This is a genomic window from Bacillus hominis, assembly GCF_018332515.1.
GTDB classification, from domain to species: domain Bacteria; phylum Bacillota; class Bacilli; order Bacillales; family Bacillaceae_G; genus Bacillus_A; species Bacillus_A hominis.
On sequence record NZ_BOQD01000694.1, the window covers coordinates 1 to 221 of the forward strand.

Sequence of the window (221 nt, forward strand, 5' to 3'; positions counted from 1 at the left end):
ATAAACGTGGCAAAAAACATTCAAGCCATTCGCGGCATGAACGATTACCTGCCTGGCGAAACGGCCATCTGGCAGCGCATTGAAGGCACACTGAAAAACGTGCTCAGCAGCTACGGTTACAGTGAAATCCGCTTGCCGATTGTAGAGCAGACCCCGCTATTCAAACGTGCGATTGGTGAAGTCACCGACGTGGTTGAAAAAGAGATGTACACCTTTGAGGA

The 221-nt window shown here is 49.8% G+C and carries 1 pseudogene; it reads left to right on the forward strand.

Features of this window, described 5'->3' with window-relative positions:
• Positions 1-221, forward strand: a pseudogene (locus tag KI356_RS27975) (ATP phosphoribosyltransferase regulatory subunit); the annotation flags it as partial.